The 21,425-nt window shown below is 50.9% G+C and carries 10 protein-coding genes; 8 read left to right on the forward strand and 2 right to left on the reverse strand.

Annotated elements, in window-relative coordinates; translation table 11 throughout:
• Positions 1-90: 90 nt before the first annotated feature.
• A complete protein-coding gene (locus QET40_RS03070) occupies positions 91-3,354 on the reverse strand; it encodes an FG-GAP-like repeat-containing protein (RefSeq protein WP_280125707.1) in 3,264 nt (1,087 codons plus the stop codon).
• 51 nt (positions 3,355-3,405) lie between these two features.
• Positions 3,406-5,001, reverse strand: a complete 1,596-nt coding sequence (locus QET40_RS03075) for a GDSL-type esterase/lipase family protein (RefSeq protein ID WP_280125708.1) — start codon at positions 4,999-5,001, stop codon at positions 3,406-3,408.
• Between the two features lie 174 nt (positions 5,002-5,175).
• On the opposite strand from QET40_RS03075, the gene QET40_RS03080 reads away from it, so the two are divergent.
• The 8 genes from QET40_RS03080 to QET40_RS03115 all read left to right on the forward strand — a co-directional run.
• Positions 5,176-6,513 (forward strand): homoserine dehydrogenase, encoded by a 1,338-nt coding sequence (locus QET40_RS03080; RefSeq protein ID WP_280125709.1) that lies wholly within the window; start codon positions 5,176-5,178, stop codon positions 6,511-6,513.
• A gap of 22 nt (positions 6,514-6,535) precedes the next feature.
• Positions 6,536-7,768 carry an aspartate kinase gene (locus QET40_RS03085; RefSeq protein ID WP_280125710.1) on the forward strand — a complete coding sequence of 411 codons (1,233 nt, stop codon included), beginning with the start codon at positions 6,536-6,538 and terminating at the stop codon, positions 7,766-7,768.
• A gap of 165 nt (positions 7,769-7,933) precedes the next feature.
• Positions 7,934-8,863, forward strand: coding sequence for a D-alanyl-D-alanine carboxypeptidase family protein (locus QET40_RS03090; RefSeq protein ID WP_280125711.1), 930 nt, complete (start codon positions 7,934-7,936; stop codon positions 8,861-8,863).
• Positions 8,864-9,733: 870 nt separating this feature from the next.
• The gene (locus QET40_RS03095; protein ID WP_280125712.1) at positions 9,734-10,378 is read left to right on the forward strand and encodes a hypothetical protein; all 645 of its coding nucleotides are present in this window, start codon (positions 9,734-9,736) and stop codon (positions 10,376-10,378) included.
• A 4-nt stretch (positions 10,379-10,382) separates the two neighbouring features.
• A complete protein-coding gene (locus QET40_RS03100; RefSeq protein ID WP_345783050.1) occupies positions 10,383-11,195 on the forward strand; it encodes a nucleotidyl transferase AbiEii/AbiGii toxin family protein in 813 nt (270 codons plus the stop codon).
• A gap of 505 nt (positions 11,196-11,700) precedes the next feature.
• Entirely contained in the window at positions 11,701-12,402 is a 702-nt protein-coding gene (locus QET40_RS03105; protein WP_280125714.1) for an AraC family ligand binding domain-containing protein, read from the forward strand.
• Between the two features lie 244 nt (positions 12,403-12,646).
• Entirely contained in the window at positions 12,647-12,856 is a 210-nt protein-coding gene (locus QET40_RS03110; protein ID WP_280125715.1) for a hypothetical protein, read from the forward strand.
• A gap of 336 nt (positions 12,857-13,192) precedes the next feature.
• The coding region (locus QET40_RS03115) for an autotransporter-associated beta strand repeat-containing protein (protein WP_280125716.1) at positions 13,193-21,425 on the forward strand (8,233 nt) is incomplete at its 3' end.

Below are 21,425 nucleotides of genomic sequence, written 5' to 3' on the forward strand. Positions count from 1 at the left end.
CTGCAAGGCGAAAAAATGCCCTCCCGGGTTTTATCCGGGAGGGGTTGTTAAGCAAGAAGAGGAGAGAGTAAATATCGGCAGGGGACTGTTCTATTCCGTCGTCGTTTGGGCCATTTCCTTCATGAATGGATGGTTTTTGATCGCGATGACTTTGCCTCGATCGTCTACATCGAATTCGTAGACGTGCGGGCCGACCGAGATTTTGGTGATGTAACCATTGTCATTGCGTTCCAGCCAGGAGTGTTGGACGTTGAATTGGACCCTGTTGGGGTTCTGGGTTACGGTGAATGAGTACATGGGAACCTTGTTAAGTCCGGCTGACAGGAAGTCCAGGAAGAGTACGACCTCGTTGATGTTGGCTTTGTAGCCTCTGTTGTAGCGGTCAATGGCTCCCACGAGGCGGGCTTCCGAACCGGCCCAATTGTGGTTGGCCTGCGTTGCGAGGGTTTCCTGCTTGGCGGCGAGGAACCATCCTATGTTGCCGCGCATGAAGGTGAGATCCTTGTACGGGCATGCGTGCCAATAATTGTCCCAAGCCTGGTTCCAGGGGGTGATCCCGTCCCAGAGGTTTTTCTCTTTGAAACGTTCCCGGGTTTTTTCCTGATCGATCCAACCGTCTTCTCCGGGGACGACGACTTCCGTTTCCCCTCCGTTGTTGGCGGCATAGATGAGCATCTCATTCCATCGCTTGGCAAGATCCTTGTTTTTGCGTCCATAGACGTAAGCATCCAGGGAATGGCAGATTTCATGTCCCATGACGAACGTGAAGTAGTCTCCGGTGGCTGCGCCTTTACCGAGATATTTTTCGGCAGCTTCCTTGAGGTCTCCGGCGCTTTCACAGGCAGGGCCGCCAACGTCGTTTCCGAACGTATTCTTATTGGATTTGAAGACATAGGCCATGGCTTCGCGGCCGTCGCCCATGTTTTGGTCAATGGAGATGTGGTCGTCCGGGAAGAGGACGCGCGGGTGGTATTTCAGGAAATCCCTGATAGCAAGGAGTTGGCCTTCCGTACATTTGTTGTTGTCAGCCAAGGCGAGGCCGGAAGCGAGATAGCGTTCGCGGTCCAACCCTTGCAGTCCCAGTGTATTGGCGACGTCAATGCGGTGCTCGGCGCTGTCGGGTTTCATGCAATGCAGAGTGACCCAGTTCATGACGAAGATGCCGGGAACATGATGCATGGGACCGAAAGTCGTGTTGCCGTCTTTATCCTTTTTGACCCATGCATCGAGCTTGCCGCGCTTGAGGAAGGGGAATTTGGCGATGTGGTTTTTGAGCATCTGGTAGGCTTTCTCCCGGTATTCGGCGGAGGGGAGGCTGACGGCCCAAGTGATCCATTCGCGACTCAGGTTGCGGTATCTGTTAAGCAATTCCTGATTGTTGGCTTCGAGAACTTTGCCGAGATCTTTCTCGTGACCGCGGTAGATTTTTTCAATGGCTGCCAGGTTGCGGGCGGCAGCGTTGACGCTAACTCCGTTGGCCATGGAAAGCATGCCGTCGTTGTAAGCTCCCAATACGATATCGATAATACCGTCCCCGTTAAAATCATCCAATGCTCCGAAGGTGCCGTTCATGGCTCTCAGGACGGTATTGTCTCCTTTTTTGGGGATATTGCCCTTCTCATCTGTCAGGATGAGATTGCCTTGGAGATCGGTGTCGAGGATGTTTTTTCCTCCTTTGTTGATCCAGTAGTGAATGGATCCCCAGTTGATCCCGTGAAGGAGGTCGGGTTTACCGTCTCTGTTCAAGTCCGCAAAGTAAGGGGCCAGATTGTATGAGTTGCTGACGATATGTTCCGCTTCGGTTTTCAGTTTGGTTTGTCCGGGCTTACCGACGTTTTTATGGAAGAAGAGTCCGGAACTGCTGTTGCCGACGAGTAGGTCGGGCAGGCCGTCGTTGTCAAAGTCGCCGAATGCGAGTGCATTGGACGGACATTTGAAATCTCCTTCCTGGTCGTTGACAATTGTACCCGTTTTCTGGAAGATAGGGGAATTTCCGGCTGAGGGCTGGAGTTCGTACGTATGCAATGTCCCGTCGTTGGTCCTGACGATGAGAAGAGGGATTTTTTTACGTGGTTGCGGCAGGATGGCGATGGATGCCGCTTCCAGTTCTTTTCCGGAATCGTCCTTGACGACGGAAGGAGCGGAGAATTGCCCCTTCTGATTTTTGTAGGCCCAGATGCGGTTGTTGCCGCAGACGAGCAGGTCGGGTTTGCCGTTGCTGTCCCAATCGAAGGAAACGGGGATGCGTGAACCGGTTTTCCCGGAACCCTCTCCGATGGGCGGGAGATCCCGGAACGAGGTGAATTTGCTGACCGGAGATTTGGGAACGGTTGTTTCGTCGCCAACGTCGATTCGGGTGGTGGAAAATCCGCCTCGGCCGTCTGCAACCGTAACGGAGAAGCTATCCCTGCCTTTAAAATTCGCTCCCGACGTGTAGGTGAAGGTGCCGTCGCCGTTGTATTTGACGGTTCCGAATTTGCTCTGGCCGTACCGGGAAACGGAGAGTTTGTCCTGATCCGGGTCGAAGGTGTAGAGATGAAGGATACTGCCCGTCTGGGATGGTTTGCCGCGGGTGACAAGGGCGTCCTGGGGATACGCTTTGGGCGCGTGGTTGTCGAAGAGGACGCCGACGGCGTTGGTGTCGATAGGTTTGTCGAAAAGATGGATCTGATCCAGAAGGCCTTTGTAGCCGCCTCCTCCTTGAATGGCGCCGAAACCGGTATATTCTCCCGGGAGAATTCCCGGGGTTCCTGTTCCCTTGCCGCTAGGCTTGCCGTCCAGGAAGATAACGACCTGGCCGCTGTCCGCCTTCCTCATGATCACGATATGGTGCCATTCGTTGTCGTTGACGGGAGCGGATGTTGTGGCAAGAACTTTGCCGCTCTGAACGACGGCCAGTTTGCCTTCAGGTGTGATGATTCCCCACTGCATGCCGGCCACATCTCCGACAATGCCGGGAGGGGAATCGGCGGTGCCTTCTGTATCCGTCTTTATCCAGTAGGAGAGGGTGGCCGAACCTTTTAAGGTATCCAGCGGCTGACGGGACTGGAGGAATTGACCGGGGGAATCGAAACGGATGCCGGAGAATTGCCGTCCGGATGCCCATGATTTTACAGGATCCAGTTTATCGTTGAGAGAGAGTCCGTTGGTTCCTACCGAATCGTCGGCGGTTGTAACCGGTTGAGAAAAGGGGAAGGGCATATTGTGCCAGTCCCTGGCTTCGTCGAAATTCCAATGTGATTTCAGCCCGGTCAGGTCTTCTGCTGCCGCGCCTGTATTGGCCGTGACAAAGCCAAGTCCAAGAAGGCCGACATGCAGGAGGAATTGTCGGGGATGGAGGTAATGATGTAACATATTGATAAGCGATTAGGAACGCCTATTAATATGACAAAAATCAAGGCAAGATCAATGTTTTTTTGAATAGATATTCATGATGAAATCGACAATGGGGGCCGGATCTTTCAGGCTGTGAGGATGGTGTCCGCAGCCCGGTTTGTGGATGACGGTGATGGGGCCTCCGAGTTTTTTGTAACGGGTTTCGACAATTGCCGTATTTTCTTCGACGGGTACGACATCGTCGGCATCGCCTACGACTGCCAGAATCGGAATGCGGGCCTTGGCGAGGACGTTAAGGTTATCGACAGGATTTCCTTTGTAGGCAAGAGCTTCGGTTTCCGTCATGCCGTACACTTCGAGGAGTCTTTTCCAGTCCTCGGGGGAACCGTTGCTTTTTCCTTTGCCGGCAGGCCAGCTCTTGAAATCGCAGACCGGAGCGTCTACATACAAGGCCATGACTTGTCCGGGGTGCCTGGATGCCCAGTTGTAGGCAAAGAGGCCGCCGCGGCTGAATCCTTCCAGAACGGTTTTTGGGGAGAGACCGTAGGCTTTCGTGACGATTTGGTAGTACTCGTCCATGATATCCAGTGCCTTGGGCGCTCCATACATGTTGCTCACATCAATATATCCGACGGCAAATCCCTGTTTCAGAAGAGCTTGGTCGGCTTGCGGTTCATGTCCGAAGAATTCCGTTCTCCAGATCCAGGGCTTTCCTTGAGCCCATTGTTGGGGGAGGACGAGGAGAGCTTGTTTGCCGGCTACTGTAAAGTCGTGGCGAATACCTCCTCCCCAGTTGGAGACGGTGGCTTTGCCGATTACATCCGGAGGAAGCTTGTCAATGGGAATACCTTGCGGAATTCCCGGGCGTTTGTGACCAGCGGCAGACAACCAGGCGAATTTGTAGAGTGCTGCGTTGTCGTACAATTGACGGCGAGCTGGAGCGTCGGGGAAATCCTGGGGCAGAGGAGTATTCCATACCGTCGATAAGCCGTCGATGACGGCATGGGCGATCATTTCATGGCCGCGTTCGGCGGGATGGACTCCGTCTCCAGCGTACACGAAGTCTGGATGAGTCTGTTTTTCCTGTTCGATATCTTTCTGAAGGGAAGGGCGGATATCGATGATTTTCCAGCCGGATTTTTTCTGATCGACGAGCCATGTACCGAATGTTTCCAGGACATTGTTATAGGAATCGGTATCCGTTTCGGGATGATCGGCCCTGAAAAGGGGTGGTGTGACGAAGATGATCTCTGCCTTGATGGCTTCCGCTTTCTTTTTCAAGAGGTTGATTCCTTTTTGATAGGCTTTGAGACATTTCTGGTCCAGAGGCATGTAAATTCCGTCGTTCATGCCGTAGCAGGCGATGATGACCGTTGGATGGTAGAGCTTCAAAATATTGTCGAGGCGGTCATGCAGGCAGGGCCGGGGAAAGGCTCCTCCAGCATGTCCCGGCTCCGAGAGTCCGGAAACGGTTTCGCTCGGCAGACAAAAATTGACAATCTCCGCATCGGCGAACCTGGGTGTTTGGCGTAGCGCGTTTTCCACAAGGGCGGGCCATTGTCCGGCATACGGGATGCTATCCCCTAAAAATGCTACTTTTTCACGGGAAAATGCCGGTGTCAGGGCTAATAGTACAATCAATATCAGGGAGTATATTGCTTTCATTGCTTTCCTTTCATCTACGGCTTGACGGGGCGGGATTCAATCAAAAAGTGTATTTCGGACATTATCTCATGAGCTTCCTCTCTTTTTTAATCAGTCTGTTTCTCCAATGGTATATCAATATATGTCTTGTGCTTGAGGCTGATTTCCGTATAATTATTCCCCCGTTACATTAACATGGATCAGGTAGAGCAGAAAGAGAGACCGTTGCAATTGGGACTGGCCGGACTTGGTACAGTTGGGACAGGTGTTTACGAAACCCTTCAACGGAATCACGATATTCTGGAAGCGCGTGCCAAAATTCCTTTTTCCGTCAAAAAGGTAGCAGTGAGGGATTTGGACAAGCCCCGCGAGGTGGAAATCCCCTCCGGTCACTTGACGGATAACTGGCGGGATCTGGTGCAGGACCCTGATATTGATATCATCATCGAGTTGATTGGCGGAACGAAGGATGCCTATGACTTGATCGTTTCTTCTTTGAAGGCAGGTAAACCCGTCGTGACAGGGAACAAGGCTCTATTGGCCGAACGGGGAACTGAAATTTTCATGTTGTCTGCCAAGTTGGGAGTTCCCATTTACTTCGAAGCCTCTGCCGGGGGAGGAATCCCCATTATTGCAAGTTTACGTAATTCTTTGATATGTAATCATATTACGTCGATTGTCGGCATTATTAACGGGACATCGAATTATATTCTTTCCGCCATGGAAGATCATGGCGCCACGTTTCGTGATGCTCTTGCCAAGGCTCAGGAACTCGGTTATGCAGAAGCGGATCCCACGTTTGACGTCAATGGATGGGATGCCGGCCACAAGGCTTTGATCCTGGCGATGCTGGCGTACGGGATGACGATCAGCCCGGCAAAGATTTTTGTCAGTGGTATTGAAAATCTTTCTCCTTGCGACTTTAAGTTTGCCGACAAACTGGGGTACACGATTAAATTGCTTGTCATTATAAGGAGCCATGAGAATGGTGAACTGGAGTTGCGCGTGCAGCCGAGTTTTGTTCCCAAGTGGCACATTCTGGCTTCCGTCTCCGGAGTATTCAACGCTATTGCCGTAACGGGCGATATTGTTGGGGAAACTCTTTTTTACGGACGTGGGGCCGGCAAGAATCCGACTTCCTCCGCCGTCATCAGCGATGCTATTACGGCTATGCGCGAAAGTCGCCACCCCAAGTATCATACGGGCTTCAACCCCTATGCTTCCGCCTGCAAGGTCATGGATGTGGATGATACCGTGACGCCCTACTACGTGCGTTTCCAGGTAGCGGACCGTGCCGGCGTTATAGCGGAAATGGCCGGCATCCTGGCTCGCCACGGTATTGGCATCTCGGCGACTTCTTCTTCGTTCAGCCATGTGGATGCAGAGGGAAATGTATGGAACGACCTCGTGTTCATGCTCCATTCCTGCCCGTGGGGGCAGTTGCAAAATGCCCTGACGGGGATTGTTTTGCTTGCCAATGTAGGAGCATATCCCAGTGTGCTGCGTATAGAACACCTTGTTTCCGAATCCTGATTACTCATTATAAGAAAATCCTATGTCACTGATCGTTCAAAAGTACGGAGGCACGTCCGTCGGCAGTATTGACCGCATCCGCAATGTAGCAAGGCGCATTCATGATTTGATCCGGGAGGGTAACCAGGTGGTTGCCGTAGTTTCCGCAATGAGCGGCGTTACCGACGGATTGATCTCTCTGGCTAAAAGCATTTCCGAAGCTCCCTGCGAACGGGAACTGGATGTTCTAATGGCGACGGGCGAACAGCAGTCCATTGCGCTTCTGACGATGGCTCTCCATGAACTGGGCATCAAGGCGGTTTCCATCACCGGTTCCCAGGCGGGGATTTGTACATTCGGTTCTCATACGCGCGGTCGTATCAAATCCATCGAACCGGTCATGATGAAGAAGTATCTTGACGAGGGTTACGCCTTGATTTGCGCCGGTTTCCAGGGCGTGACGGAAGACGGGCTGATCCATACGCTGGGCCGGGGCGGTTCCGATTTGTCCGCCATCGCCATCGCTTCGGCGATTAAAGCGGATATCTGCCAGATTTTGACTGATGTGGATGGTGTTTACACTTGTGACCCCCGCGTGGTGAAGAATGCTGTCAAACTGGATGAAATCTCTTATGACGAAATGCTGGAAATGGCCTCCAGCGGATCCAAGGTCATGCAAACACGCTCCGTCGAATTTGCTAAAAAATTCGGCGTTGTTTTTGAAGTTCGCAGTTCTCTGAATAACAACCCAGGTACTATCGTGCACGAAGAAATCCCCTCCATGGAAGCAATCGCCGTTCGCGGCGTGTCAATTGAACGTAACCAAGCCCGCGTAACAGTGGCCAATATCCCGGTTCAGAACGGTTATGCCGCCAAAATTCTGTCGGTTTTGGGTGATGCGGAAATCAATTTGGATATGATCGTCTCCAACGTGGCCCATGACGGTTTGGTTCGCCAGTCGTTTACCATGCATATGAACGATCTCGGGCGTGCACAAGCGGCTTTGAAGCCGGTGTTGCCGGAGCTGGGACCCAATGCCAACATAGAAACGGAAGCCGCGCTCGGCAAGATTTCCGTCGTCGGTATCGGGATGCGTTCCCATACCGGTGTTGCCGCGACGATGTTCCGGGCGTTGGCCGATGCCGACATTAAGGTCGGTATGATTTCTACATCGGAAATTAAAATTACCGTCACTGTGGATGAATCCGATTTGGACCGTGCCGCGCAGGTTGTTCACCAGGCATTTCATCTTGATGAAATCAACCGTTTGGCCTGATTGGTCTGCGGATAATTCAATTTGTTTTTTAGGTAGGAGCAGTCCGGTTTGTATGAGCCGGACTGCTTGTGCTTTATGTTCGTTCCATGAAGCTGGAACTTTCGGGAAATAGTAAAAATGTTTATTGGTGCTTGCTTGAGACACTTATATAGTGTAATGGCGGTCATGCGCTTGTTTGCCTTATTTGCCTGTTTGACCACGTCCCTGGGATTGATTGGATGTGAGTCCGTTGGTGGGCGGGAACCTGCCGTATCGTATATCCCGACCGCTACACCTATTCCGGTTGCCGTTCCTGTGCCGGAGATGCCCGTTTCTCGTTCGCTTCCATCCAATTTCCCGTCGCGTCCTCTTGCATTGCCTTCGTCTCCTCCGCGTACACCCCATTGTGCCAGCGCATGCGTGATGGATGCTTTGACCGGGCGGGTTCTATACTCCCACAACGGTTCTCAGAGGCGCCAGGTGGCAAGTACCCAGAAACTGGTGACGGCTCTTGTCGTTCTTGACCACGGGTCTCTCAACAGCAATGTCGTAATCGAACCTTCCGATACGCATGCCGACCCGACCAAACTGGGATTAAGAGCCGGTCAAACCTATAACAAAGGAGAACTCCTCCATGCCTTGATGGTCAGAAGCTACAACGATGTAGCTCTCGCTCTTGCCCGAGATACGGCCGGTTCCGTTCCCCGCTTCGTGAACATGATGAATGCCAAGGCCAGAAGCATGGGGATGTATAACTCGCGTTTTGCCAATCCGAATGGATTACCCGCCGACCAGTATTCCACGGCGATCGACATGGCTCGTTGTGCCTATTTCGCCTACCGCAACCCGTCTCTCCGCAACATGGTCTGTACGCCGACATTTAATTTTTCTCTTTCCAGCGGTCGCAATACACTGCTGCGCAATACGAACAAGTTATTGGAAAAATATCCGTGGGTGACAGGGATGAAGACCGGTTATACAAACGCTGCCGGCCGTTGCCTGGTTTCCTCCGGAGGCGTCAACGGTCGTCATGCCATTGTGGTAGTTCTGGGGTGTAAACCCAGCCTGATTTGGCAGGAATCCGAGAATTTGCTGAAGTGGGCCTTGCAGATCTGAGATATTTGGGGAGTGTTGAGAGAAGTAGAAATTTTTTACTTCCTGGATGGTGTTTGGTGCGATGAAGTAGACTCCCGGATTATTAAACGCGTTTTCAGAATTCGTTCCGCAGGGTTCAAAACGATACCGGGATTGATCATTTTGTTGAGCAGGAGCTTGGCCGCTGTCTGCCCAAGCTTTGTTGAACCGTGGTGAGGGCAATTTCGGAGTTTTCATCCACCAATGGGAAAACGGTTCAGACAGTGAAAACCGAAATGTGTGATCCATTTTCATTGTTCCTTTCTACTTCGGAGTTGAAACGATGTCTATGAATCACACATGCATTTGAAACAAGCATCTCCCATCCCTATATCCCAATACTGCCGCATCGGTCAATTCATGACCAACTCTGGGATTTTTGTTTCGGGGTCATCTCCCTCCCGGGGGGCCGTCCATGCCAAGACAAACACCTTCCTGTAAAACGGATAGAAAAGACGATATTTATAGATATGAAAGCTCTATCCCAGCGTCTGGAACGGCAAGTTCGCGTAAATGGGTTCCGATATGTCATGAGAGAAACTCAACTTGTCAAATTATCGCTTTTCGCTAAGGGAACCGACTTGTTTGAGGCTTCATCCTGCCCTTGCCGCAGAACAGTCTACAACTGGGAAAAAAGAGGCATTCTTTGTATCCTGTGTCTGGGAAGCAGTCGGTTTGTCGACCTCCGGGCGACGAGGGAGCGATTACAAGGGTAGCATTTATCCGCTCATTAACCTCGCTACCGTTGAACACACTTGATATTCGTCATCAATTCTAGCGATTTTTGCATCCTTATTTCATTTTAAATTGATTTTCCATGCAATTCTCGCTAATTTTTCTCTATTCGATCACATGGCTTCTTTCCTGTCCAAACAGTTCGGGACTGTTCCTGTCAACACACGTACTCTTAAGTCCGCGCTTAAGGAGTACAAGGCGCCTATGGCCAAAATATCCCTCCTGCAGAGAGAAGGCGTTATTCTCAACCTTCGCCGGGATCTTTACCTGTGTCTTCCCGAAGATGGGGAAGGCACCTATTCGCGTGAGCTTGTCGCGAATCATCTTCTTCATCCCTCCTATGTTTCCTATGAAACGGTGTTATCCCGGGCAGGAGTGATTCCGGAGCGGGTGACTCTCCTCAAGTCCTCCTGCATGAAGCGAAGCAAGGTGTTTGACAACGCGACAGGCCGCTACGAATACATTCAGGTGCCTGAGGCTTATTTCCCGATTGGCCTGACCCGGCAAAAGACGGAAGAAGGGTATTTCTACCTGACAGCGACTCCCGAAAAAGCCTTGTGCGATCTGATCGTATCTTCGTCCAATCTCCGCATTCAGTCGATGAAGACCATGCGGTCTTACCTGGAGGAGTATCTGAGAGCTGACTGGGACATGATTTCAGAAATGGATATCTCCATTATCCGGGCATGTGCCGAAAAGACGAACAAGAAAAAGAACGAATTGAATTTTCTGGAAAGGACGATTTGCCGTGAACGTGTTTGATGAAATGCTGGCTTCCTATGAGACAGAGAACGATAACGACAGGCTGAACGCCGTGCATGAGATCATGCAGCAAGTAGCTCTCGGAGGCCTTTACAATGGCGGCTTCTTCAACAAGGCCGCTTTTTACGGAGGGACATGCCTGCGTATCTTCCACGGATTGGACCGTTTTTCCGAAGACATGGATTTTTCTCTCCTCGCCCCCGATCCCGGATTTCGTCTGGATCCCTATTTCGATGCCATTACCGCCGAGTTTGCCGCTTTGGGACAAAGCATCGATATTACGACCAAGGAAAAGACGGCGCAGAGTACGATCCAGTCCGCTTTCCTGAAAAGCGATACGGCCCAGTACGACATCCATTTGGGGCGCGACCGAAAAATCAAAATCAAGATTGAAGTAGATACGACGCCTCCTCTTGGATTCTCCACCGAGCAGAAACTTCTCTTGCAGCCGTTTTCCTTCTATACCAATTGTTTTACGCTGCCAGATCTTTTTGCCGGGAAGATGCATGCTCTCATCTATCGTTCATGGAAGAATCGGGTCAAGGGACGCGACTGGTACGATTTCGAATGGTATGTACGCAAAAACGTCGCCATGGACTTCAAGCATTTTTGTGAGCGAGCCTATCAATTTGGATCAGAAGAACCGGGGAGGCTCACACCGGATCGCTTCCGCGCAATCCTGAAAGACAAAATCAAGGAGACTGACATCCGGCAGGTCAAGGATGACGTCATGCCTTTCATCAAGGAACAGAACAAGCTTAATATCTGGTCAACAGAGTACTTCCTGCAATTAGCGGACATGGTGAAGTTGTCCTAAATACTCGACCTCATTCGACCAGCAAGCCCCTTATTGCATTCGTTTGATTTACTCCATGCTCGGGAATTCACTGATGCAGTAAATTTACGAATATGAAGTAAATTATCCGTAGGGGGTCGAGCCACCTCTCGAGTACCAATAATAACCCTCTTTAAGTGAATAACTTGGAGGGGGGCTTGTTGTTGATAGGGAAATGGTCAATTTCATGAAACGGCCACAATCTGTGTACAAAATGTGTACACTTTGAGAGTGTTTTTAGTCTTATTTGACAAGGTATTTCTGTCATAAAGATCACACAAGACAATATGTTCGGGAATCCGTGTTTGATTTACCGCTCTATACCTTGTTTGGGAGATACGGTTTCACAGAAACAGGAATCGGGAACATGAAATTGTGCCGATTTGAGTTAATTGGACGTTAATGCCAGATGCCTTGTCATATCTTATTGATTCATTTCTTTCCGTCGCCCTATTCTGAATCTGCTTTCCTGCAACAATCGTCTATTATGAGTAATTCTCCTTATTTTATTCATTGGTCCGGTTCTCCGGATATAGCTCCATTTTTGAATTATTTTATAGAATTGGGACTGCTCAAGTTTTCGGGGATCCATGAACATTCTCTGGATATGCATTGCAATGACGGGATTAAAATCTGTTATATTCTCAAAGGAACGCATACGTGGCAAGTCGATGATAAATGCTACCAGTTGTATCCGGGAGACGGCTTTATTACATGTCCCTGGCAACGTCACGGCAATCCCTTGGGCAGGCATGAACGAGGCGTTGTTTCCTGGATGATTATTCGTCCGGAAATCTTTGAAAGAAGCGGAAAAATGAAATTGGGTGAATGGTCCCGGCTCATGGCAACAACGCAAAATCATATCGGCCGTCTTTTTGCCGGTAACAAATCGGCTCTTATTCCCCAGGCTGGTTCTCTGCTTTCGTTCTACAGGAGTCTGAATGATGAACTCGTTTCTCATCAAACGGGATACGTGGAACGGATCAATCTTATTCTGGATTCCATGTTGGTGGAAGCAGCCCGCCTTCTGGAAAGAACCAGTGTGGATGGGTTACGGCATGATGGCTGGTTGGAAACTCTGCGGGAAAGAATGAATTACTGGGCTTTCGAACAACGCGTTACGATGGACAAAATGGTGTACTCGTTCAATATGAGCCAATCGACCTTCGAGAAAAAGTCAGGTTCTTAACGGGCTTTACGCCAAGCGAGTATCTGTCCAAGCTCAGATTGGAAAAAGCCAAAATGCTGCTTGCGCAAAATAGGTTGTCAATCAAGGAAATCGCAAGTCAAAGCGGCTTCTCTTCATCCCAGTATTTTGCCGTATCGTTTGCCAAATGGCAGGGAATGTCTCCATCCGAATACAGGGAAAACATGAGGCGGAAGAAGGCTTCCCTGCATTCCTTGCGACAAATGGTGTATGAAGGGGAGGTTTCATGAAATTGAGCCACAAGTCCGACTTTCCCGTGACCTTTGTTATCGAAGCCAACCCAATCGGCCATGGCCCGTGGATGATCTACAAGACGGTGACCGTCAAGCCCGGAGAAGTTTGGGAACATGAGTTTCCGTCGGATTTTGATGCTCGCTGGATTCGTCTTTCGGGGGACAAGGATACGACTGCCACTGCGTGGCTGATTTATGAATGAAGTCTGACTCTGCTCATTTTAAGGGAATGGTTCGTGTTAGTTGGGCCGGACTGTTCGTTCGTTCCTCCCTGCGTCCTCATATTTTGAGGTAACCGGCAGCTTTTTCTTTTCTTCGCTTTTTCCCGGAGTTCTGAATTATGAAGTAATACGATATCTAAAATGCAGATGGTAAATCTATTATAGTAATGTTGAGAGAAGATTCTCAATACTTATCCGCTTGATTTTTTGAAAGTTTCCAAGAAATTCATTGGAAGAAAAAAACAAGATCAATCGGCACTTTCATGCTTGATTGTATCTCAATCTCTCCTAGAATAAATAGGATCTTTTTGTCTTTCTATGAAACTTCGTCTTCCTCTTCAATTGAAGGCTGCGGTTCTCGCATGCCTTGCTCTTCTTCCTGTAACTTCATATTCATCTGATAGTTATAGCGTCAGTTTAGGCAGTACGGCTTCCGGGACTGGCTTAGGACTTGTTGCAACCAGTGAATGGTTCAGCACTAACACAACTGGTTCTTTTACCTTGCAAGGTAATGACGGAGTCGAGCGGCCGACTCTGACCATCGACAAAATGTCTGTTTGGTCATATGCCACATCCCCCAACTCCATGCTGCACGGATACAGCTCCAATGCGGATCTTTCCTTGCAAGTTAGCGATATCGGTTTTGATACGTACGACGTTTATGTCTATTTTGCAGAAACGAACTATAAACCAGCAGGTTTTGCTCCGATTGTCGTCAATGGACAATCTTATACGGGATCGACGTCCGGATCAGTTCAAGGAGATACCGTCTGGGGAACATGGAACGGACTTGAACCACTTTCTCTCCTGGGATCTAATGCATTGCTTATCGAAGGTCTGACGGCAGAGGAACTCACCATCGGATTTGCCGCCGGAAGCCCGGGCATACATTCGGTGGCTGGATTCCAGATTGTCAAATCCGCCACCGAAACGCTTTATTCAGCCAACCTGGCGGATAAGACTACAGCCAACTGGTCGGACGCCATCTGGACCAAGTCTGGAATAACCGGCGCCTGGGGCAATTCGACTGAGACGTCCAATTCCAAGGCCGGCATCACTGCCTCGTCTTCCGGAACGACATTGATCGTAGGAGGAACTGCCGGAGAACCGGTTAAAATGGGAACCCTCTCTCTGGAAAGTGGCAAGCTGACGCTCGATTCCGGGGTAATCGAAATGGGATACAGGGAGAAAATCCTCGTCTCAGACGGAGCGGAACTAACCTTGGGAGACAGCTTGACTCTCAATTCCACCAATCTCATCTTCGGAGGTACGGGTACCATTTACTACAACACGTCTGCGACATCTTATGAGCAGTCAAGCCTCGGTTCAGAGAATACCCTGATTTTCAAGGATGGCATGAACGTCACACTGAAAGCGGTTGCATCCATAGGAAAATTGAAAACGGGAACCGGCAAACTGACGTTGGGGGCTTCCGGTGTGTACAATATCAATGGACTGGTATTTGAAACGGGAGATTCGGCTCTGACTGGCCTTACGGCAACTCTGGATGCAAATGGCCCCGGACTGAATTTGGGAACCAATACTTCTCTATCATCCATTAACATGCAGGGCGGCAAGCTCGTTTGGGATCAAAGTAAAACTCTATCCTTGGGATCTCTCTCCGTTTTGAAAGGATCCAACAATCTGGGGCAAGGAACAATCAACGTTACGGGAAAGCTTGAAATTAAGAGTAGTCTCCTTGGTCTTTCTTCTTCCGATTCCCTGTTGAGTGCCGGTTCCCTCAATCTCTGGAACGGTACTGTCTCCGGAATCAGCTTGAATATATCCGGAGGCTTGGACGGATACGGAGGAGACGGAACATTGGCTACCGTCAGGAATTCCTCCATTGTAGTCGATAAAAGCTACACGGCTGGAGTTTCATCAGCATCCGGCTTCCATACGGTTGTCTTCGAAAATTCGAATCTCCTTGTCAAGGGGAGTTCAACCAATAACTCTGTGGCCTACGGCATAGGGCTGGGAAACTGGGGATTCGGATCTTCCATGACTCTCGACGGGGGAAAAATCGTCACGGTCAGCAATTTCGCAATTACGTTGGACGGGCCTAGTTCTCTTGACATCAAGAACGGAGGATTTGTCGGAGCTCCGGGATTGGTCATGAATGTCCGGGGAAATTTGTCCGGCAATGCCGATAATGGATCCACTTTGACTTTGGATTCCGGAATTTTAGTTCTGGGTGCGGGAGGGATCACAACAAAAGGAAACGTCACGGCAGCATCCATTACGATCAAACAAGGAACCCTCGCTTCTTCCGCCGACGAGTGGAACTCGTCACTCAACATGACGATCGGAAGTGCTTCATCCGGTCAAGCTACTATCGATACTGAAAAATACGATATCTCAGGGGACGACTACACTTACGCAAAAAACGGCAAGGGTGCCAAGATTACCTTGAGTGGTATCCTTTCCGGTCCGGGTGGACTCGTCAAGGACGGTGCAGGCTGGCTTACTCTGTCCGGACCGGGATCCAATACCTACTCCGGCGGGACAACCCTCAATGCCGGAGGTATCGAAATTGCCAAGGAATCCGCACTGGGCCAGGGCAACCTGACCATCAATGCATCGACGTTCCTCCTGCTTTCATCGAATGCCACTGTGGGTGGCAATTTGGTGTTGAATGGGAAGAGCACGATCACCATGCCCTCCGGCAATTTGCTGAAAGTCACCGGCAATGTTACGTATGGAACGGATGCCGTAACGACCTTGAAACTGACTGGGGATTTTACGACAGGCTCGTCCACTCCTACGATCCTCGTCCAGGCGGACAGTTATAATTTTTCAGATGATTCTTCCCATTGGAATATCCTGTTTACAAAGCGTTCCTCCGCCGATATCGTCTTCGGTAACGGGGCTATTTCCTTCACGAATCTTCAATATACGGCCGGGGAAAATATCACTTGGAACGGAGGTAATTCCGGAATGTGGGAATCCATCGGAAGTGGATGGATCAAAACGGGAACGTCGCAGGATGAGGTCTATTACGATGCCGATAACGTTACGTTCTCTCCCGATCATGCGGGAACGGTAACCCTTCAGGAACAACTGGCTCCGGGAAAAATGACGGTTAACGGCGATTACACGTTTTCCGGAATCGGCTCGTTAAACGGTTCATTCGACTTGGAAGTCCAGGGGGGGAATGTGATCATGCAAGTACCGGTCAACCGTACGGGGGGCAATACGACTGTTTCCGCCGGATCCCTGTGGGTATCCAACGCTGACGCGGCAATGGGGCAAATCACGCTGGGAGCAGAAGGAACCTTGCAGCTCGGTAGTTCTTCTTCCATTTTGACGGATTTCGATCATCAGGAACTGAAGGAGGGTGGCAACTTGCAGATATGGGGAAGAGGGAACCTGAGCGCGTCGGGGGGGAGCGATGGAAATCACACGACGTTCAAGGTAGGGGAAGGATTCCACGGAACAATCGAAATGAAGTCGGGATTGATCAATTGGGAAACTTCAGAGAATGTCCTCATGGGTAATGCAGAAGCCAACGGACCGACTCTTATCTTGAACGGAGGCGGTGTTGTTACGACGGGTACTCCGGAAACACAAGTTTATAATCCAATTACCATTGGTGCAAATGGAGCGGTTATCCGATCCTACGGAGCGAAATATGCCACCTACTACGGCCCCATTACGGGCTCCGGCAAAATATCCCATACGGACGGAGGATATGTAACATTCAAGGACATGACCGGTTTCTCAGGAGAATTTGTCAATGAGCGCGGTTCCGTCACCTTTGACTCTGCCATCCATTTTTCCAATCTGACTTCCAATTCCAGTAACGACAAATCCCTGATTACTTTGACGGGAAAAGCCGGTAGTTCCGTAACAGGAACCATCAAACTGGCTGCCAATTCATCCCTGACGATGGATATTGGCAAGGAAAATACGCTGGAAACCACCAATTTCCTCGTTTCCGGCACCGCCGCCCAAACGATTACGCTGACATCCGGCACCCTGAAGGTAACGGGTACCAACAATGCCCGCAAACAATCGGATCTTTCTTTCTCGCTCAATACAGCCGGTACGGGCAGCAACACGACAACTCTCCATATTGCGGCCAATGCCGCCATTGATGCGGCCGACACGGTCCTTGCCACCGGATGGGAAGGCAACTCGACAATTAATCTTGAAGGAGGCACGATCAATGTCAAGGGGCTGTGCAGCAGCAATCCGACCAATGCCGTGGCCATCAACCTTAAAAGCGGTACCGTCAAACTTGGGGACTACGGTATCACGGACTACAAGTGGAGTGTCACCGGAAACCAAACCGACGCAAAGGTTTCCCTTACGTTGGGTACTGTCGAAATCATTGCTCAAGCCGATTTGAGTATTGATCCCCATCGTCTGGATGACAATGCCACGGATATCGTGACTTTGACGGATGCGGTTACCGGAACAACCTTTAACACCAACAACCATACGATAATGGTCAATGACTGCCTTGTAGGCGACGGCAAAGTCGTCAAAACGGGAGCCGGTACTCTCATCCTCCAAAAAGCAGGCACCTATGCCGGAGGTACCGTGATTAACGCCGGGACATTGCGGGCATCTCATGCCTCCGCATTGGGGGCAAGCGATGTTACTGTCAACGAGGAAGGTATTCTGCAATTGACGGCCTCCGATCCCTACTCCAACAATGTCGTCCTGACCGATACCGATTCCAAATTGCTGTGGGATACCGGCTCCGAAGGTACTCTGACAGGAACGATGAACGGTTCGATATCCGGTTCCGGAATTTTGGAAAAAACGGGTACCGGGACCATGAAGATGCTATCAGCCCAGACTCTGGAGAATTTCAATGGTACAATTCACGTGATCGGGGGGCAGCTTCAGTTGGGCAACGCCGTCAACGGTCAATCGGTTAGTACCGGCAAGTCCCGCATTATTCTGGAAACCGGTTCCGACCTGTTCCTTAATGGAGGAGACAATGCCAGGCATATTGTCGCCGGAGATGTTACCGTCCAAGGCAAGAGCCGGATTTCCCTTTATGCCGGGTTCAACGGTCAAATCGCACTGGATCTGCAAGGAGCCATGATGCTGAACAATGATTTGACGCTCGTGAAAACATGGGCCAAGCAAATCGGCATTAGCGGTAAATTGTCAGGGAAGGGTAATCTGGTTTATGACCCGACGATTAAGGACAACGCTGCCTGGCAGGAAAACAACAAATTGATCATTTCCTCCGCCAATACGGACTACGAAGGAACGGTTCGCATGATTGAGGCGACCACCACGGCAAAAAAACGTCCGGGCTGGCTGATCTTGCAGAATGATGATGCCCTCTCGTCCGCGCAGGTGGAATTGGTTTCTACCCAGGCTTACCTCGTTGTGGATACGGGCAATGCTACGTTGAAAGGGTTGACGGGCTCCGGTTATGTCAGCTCCGGAGAAGGCAGCAACACATTGACTCTGGATATTACCGGTAGTCTTTCCAATGCCTTCAACGGTACCATCGGCGATAAGATGAAGACGACGGGTGAAAATGCCTATGCGGCCAATGGGAGCCTGTCTCTTGTGAAAAACGGCGGTGGTGAATTGATTCTGAGCGGTGCCAATTCCTACACGGGAGGTACCACCGTCCAGGCAGGAACGCTCACAATAACCAATGCTTCCTCTCTTGGCAGCGGCAATGTCCATCTGGGAAGCGGAGCCACTCTGAAATCCGGCATCAGATGGGACAATTCCCTGGTATTGGACGGAGAAGCAGCCGTGGAATCCAGTCATGACAACGCTCTGTTTGCAGGTTCGACATCCGGAAACAATACCCTTGTCAAGAAGGGGGCTTCCCTCCTTACCTTCTGCGATGCTCCCGCCGATGAACAGAACGATGGAACCACCGCTCACACTGCCATCTACCAGCATGGCGATACAATCGTCTCGGAAGGAGAACTCCAACTAGGTATTCTCTGGAAAACGTACGATCAAAAAACCGAACACCGTTTCGGTACGGGAACGGTTTACATCGAAGATACGGCCAAATTCAGTTTGGGCCTCAGTTACAACACGTATGGTACCGTGAAGTTTGCCTCGGACATCACCACGAAGAATGGAGGGACTCTGGAAGTTCTCGACGGCAATCACGAACTGACGGGAACACTGACCTTCGGTCAAAATGCCGGGGATACCACGACATTCCAGGATGCGGGATGGGGAGCCAAAACCTATGGCACTGTGATTTCCGGCAAAGTCTCGGGTCGCGGAACGTTGAATATCGTCAATGGAGACCAGGGAGCTTCCGATAATTTGCTGACATTGAGCAATGCTTCCAATGATTTCAATGGCACCGTCAATGTTCATAACGTGCGGTTGCGCCTGAATTCCAGTTTGGAAGGGGCATCGATTAACCTCACGGAAAGCATCAAGGAAAAACCTGACAATACGGCATTGGTTGTCAATGGGGATGAGATTACAATAGGAGGCATCTCCGGCATTGCCGAATCCTCCGTTTATGCTCAGGGAGGAGCTAGAACCTTGACTGTCGAGACAGACGGCAATGCCAATTACGCCGGTATCATCAAAGACTGGTCCGGAGTCAATGACGGTTCTGTTTTATCACTGGTAAAGGATGGAACCGGAAAACAGACACTGGCGCAAGCGGCATATACCGGTTCAACTTCCATTCTGGATGGAACTCTTGAGCTTACCTCGGCTTTCACATCCTCTTCACTGACAATATCCGGCAACGGGTATTTGAAAGGAACCGATTTGACTCTTCAGGGAACCAAGTCTCTTGTTCTTGATCTCAAGAACAGGACGACGGCTGCTCCGGCATTTATCAACTTAAGCGGAAATATCACGGGAGATACAAATTTCAGCTTGGTTCTGCATAATTTCGGCCGCGATCAAAAGAATCAGGAAGGTGCCTATGCCCTCATCACAACAACAGGAGCGGCTTCTTTGAATACCCCGGAATATCTTTCAACATGGTGGACATACGATCCGCAATCCACGGATTACTACAATTACAACCTGAAGCTCGGCGACGATCGGAAAACGCTTTATCTTCAGTTAACTGAGATAGGTTCGTGGACATGGGACGGCAACTCGTCCGGAGATCACGTATGGAGTTCGTCCAATCAAAATCCATGGACACACGAAGCCAAATACTCGGAAGGTCCCGATGGAGTAAAGATCGTTTTTGACGATTCCGCGTCACCTTCCGTTCTCATTTCCGGTCAGGTCAAACCACGTTCCGTCGATGTCAACAATAACACGATTGGCTACATGTTCTCTGCGGACGACCATACAGCCGGAAGCGGGATCGTGGATGCCGGGGAAAGCAGCAAGACTGCTTTGACCAAGAAAGGTGCCGGCAAGCTTTCTCTGGCATCCAATCTCAAGAATACCTATTCGGGAGGGACTTATCTCTACGACGGTACGATTGAAATGGGGAACTCCGATTCCCTGGGAACAGGGATTGTCGATTTCCTGGGCGGTACGTTGGGCAACGTCGCGGGAACGGATGTGACGATTACCAACGTGTTGACCGACGCCATTCCCGAATCGGCTATCGGCATCACGGACAAGCAAGCCATCAAGCTTCTTGCCGCTTCCGGGACAACGCTGATAGTAGACCATTCCTCGGGCGGCGGCCTCGTCTTCGATGACTCCGGTAGGAACGATGCGGCAGTCTCCATTTCCGGTACGGGACTTGTACAATTGTCCGGACTGGTTGGGGATGCGAAACTTTCCGGAACGGTTTCCGTTTCAGACGAATCTTCGCTGGAACTGGTCAATGCGGTCCAGCAAGGTTCGGTTACCCTCTCCGGGAAGCTCTCCGGCGTGGCGGGTACCCTTGAAAAAACCTCCGGTACTCTCGTTCTGAACCTCCTCAACGAAGGGGATACCTTCGGCGGTACGTTGAAGGCCGCCACCCTCACCGTCAGCGCCGTCGGTTCGACGGCTACCGACAAATCCCTGGGACTTTCCGGCACGATGTCGGCCTCCGGTCTGATCCTTTCCGACGGAGCCGAACTCAAGTTGCTTTCCAACGGAAAACTTGCCGTCGATGGGACCATCTCCGTCAACTCCGACTCCGGCCTCACCCTCGCCGGCGGTACGCTGACGCTGGGCAATGCTTCCGGGGTTGCGACAGATGATGTCCTCTCTGGCACGCAAGGCACGGTCACTTTAGGCAACGGAACTCTCACCGCGGCCACAGGCAGCTCGGGCTGGACAGCCTCCCACGACATGACCCTTTCGGGCACGGGCGAAAACGGAACGCTCGTCAGCCTCGGCGACGGACAGACTATTACCCTGGGCGGAGTCCTGAACGGCTCCGGCCTCTTGACCAAGCAAGGGGGAGGCACCCTCGTCCTCGGCAACGGCGGCAATACCGTCTCCGGCGAGATCGCGCTGGAAGAAGGCCAGCTCGAACTTGCCGACGGAGCCAGCCTCGGCACATCCCATGTTACCGTCTCGGGCGGTACTCTCGAATTGAACGGCATGGCCTCCTCCGGATCCTCTCTGACGGTACGGGGCGGCGCCCTGTCCGGAGCCTCGAACTACGCCCCCGCAGGCGGAGTCA

The organism is Akkermansia sp. N21169 (assembly GCF_029854675.1).
GTDB lineage: Bacteria > Verrucomicrobiota > Verrucomicrobiia > Verrucomicrobiales > Akkermansiaceae > Akkermansia.

What these genes read in the sequence shown, in the direction of transcription:
- QET40_RS03100 (WP_345783050.1), top strand. Translation starts at nt 10,383, where the DNA reads ATGCTGGCTTCCTATGAGACAGAGAACGATAACGACAGGCTGAACGCC.
- QET40_RS03110 (WP_280125715.1), top strand. Translation starts at nt 12,647, where the DNA reads ATGAAATTGAGCCACAAGTCCGACTTTCCCGTGACCTTTGTTATCGAA.
- QET40_RS03085 (WP_280125710.1), top strand. Translation starts at nt 6,536, where the DNA reads ATGTCACTGATCGTTCAAAAGTACGGAGGCACGTCCGTCGGCAGTATT.
- QET40_RS03105 (WP_280125714.1), top strand. Translation starts at nt 11,701, where the DNA reads ATGAGTAATTCTCCTTATTTTATTCATTGGTCCGGTTCTCCGGATATA.
- QET40_RS03080 (WP_280125709.1), top strand. Translation starts at nt 5,176, where the DNA reads ATGGATCAGGTAGAGCAGAAAGAGAGACCGTTGCAATTGGGACTGGCC.
- QET40_RS03095 (WP_280125712.1), top strand. Translation starts at nt 9,734, where the DNA reads ATGGCTTCTTTCCTGTCCAAACAGTTCGGGACTGTTCCTGTCAACACA.
- QET40_RS03075 (WP_280125708.1), bottom strand. Translation starts at nt 5,001, where the DNA reads ATGAAAGCAATATACTCCCTGATATTGATTGTACTATTAGCCCTGACA.
- QET40_RS03070 (WP_280125707.1), bottom strand. Translation starts at nt 3,354, where the DNA reads ATGTTACATCATTACCTCCATCCCCGACAATTCCTCCTGCATGTCGGC.
- QET40_RS03090 (WP_280125711.1), top strand. Translation starts at nt 7,934, where the DNA reads ATGCGCTTGTTTGCCTTATTTGCCTGTTTGACCACGTCCCTGGGATTG.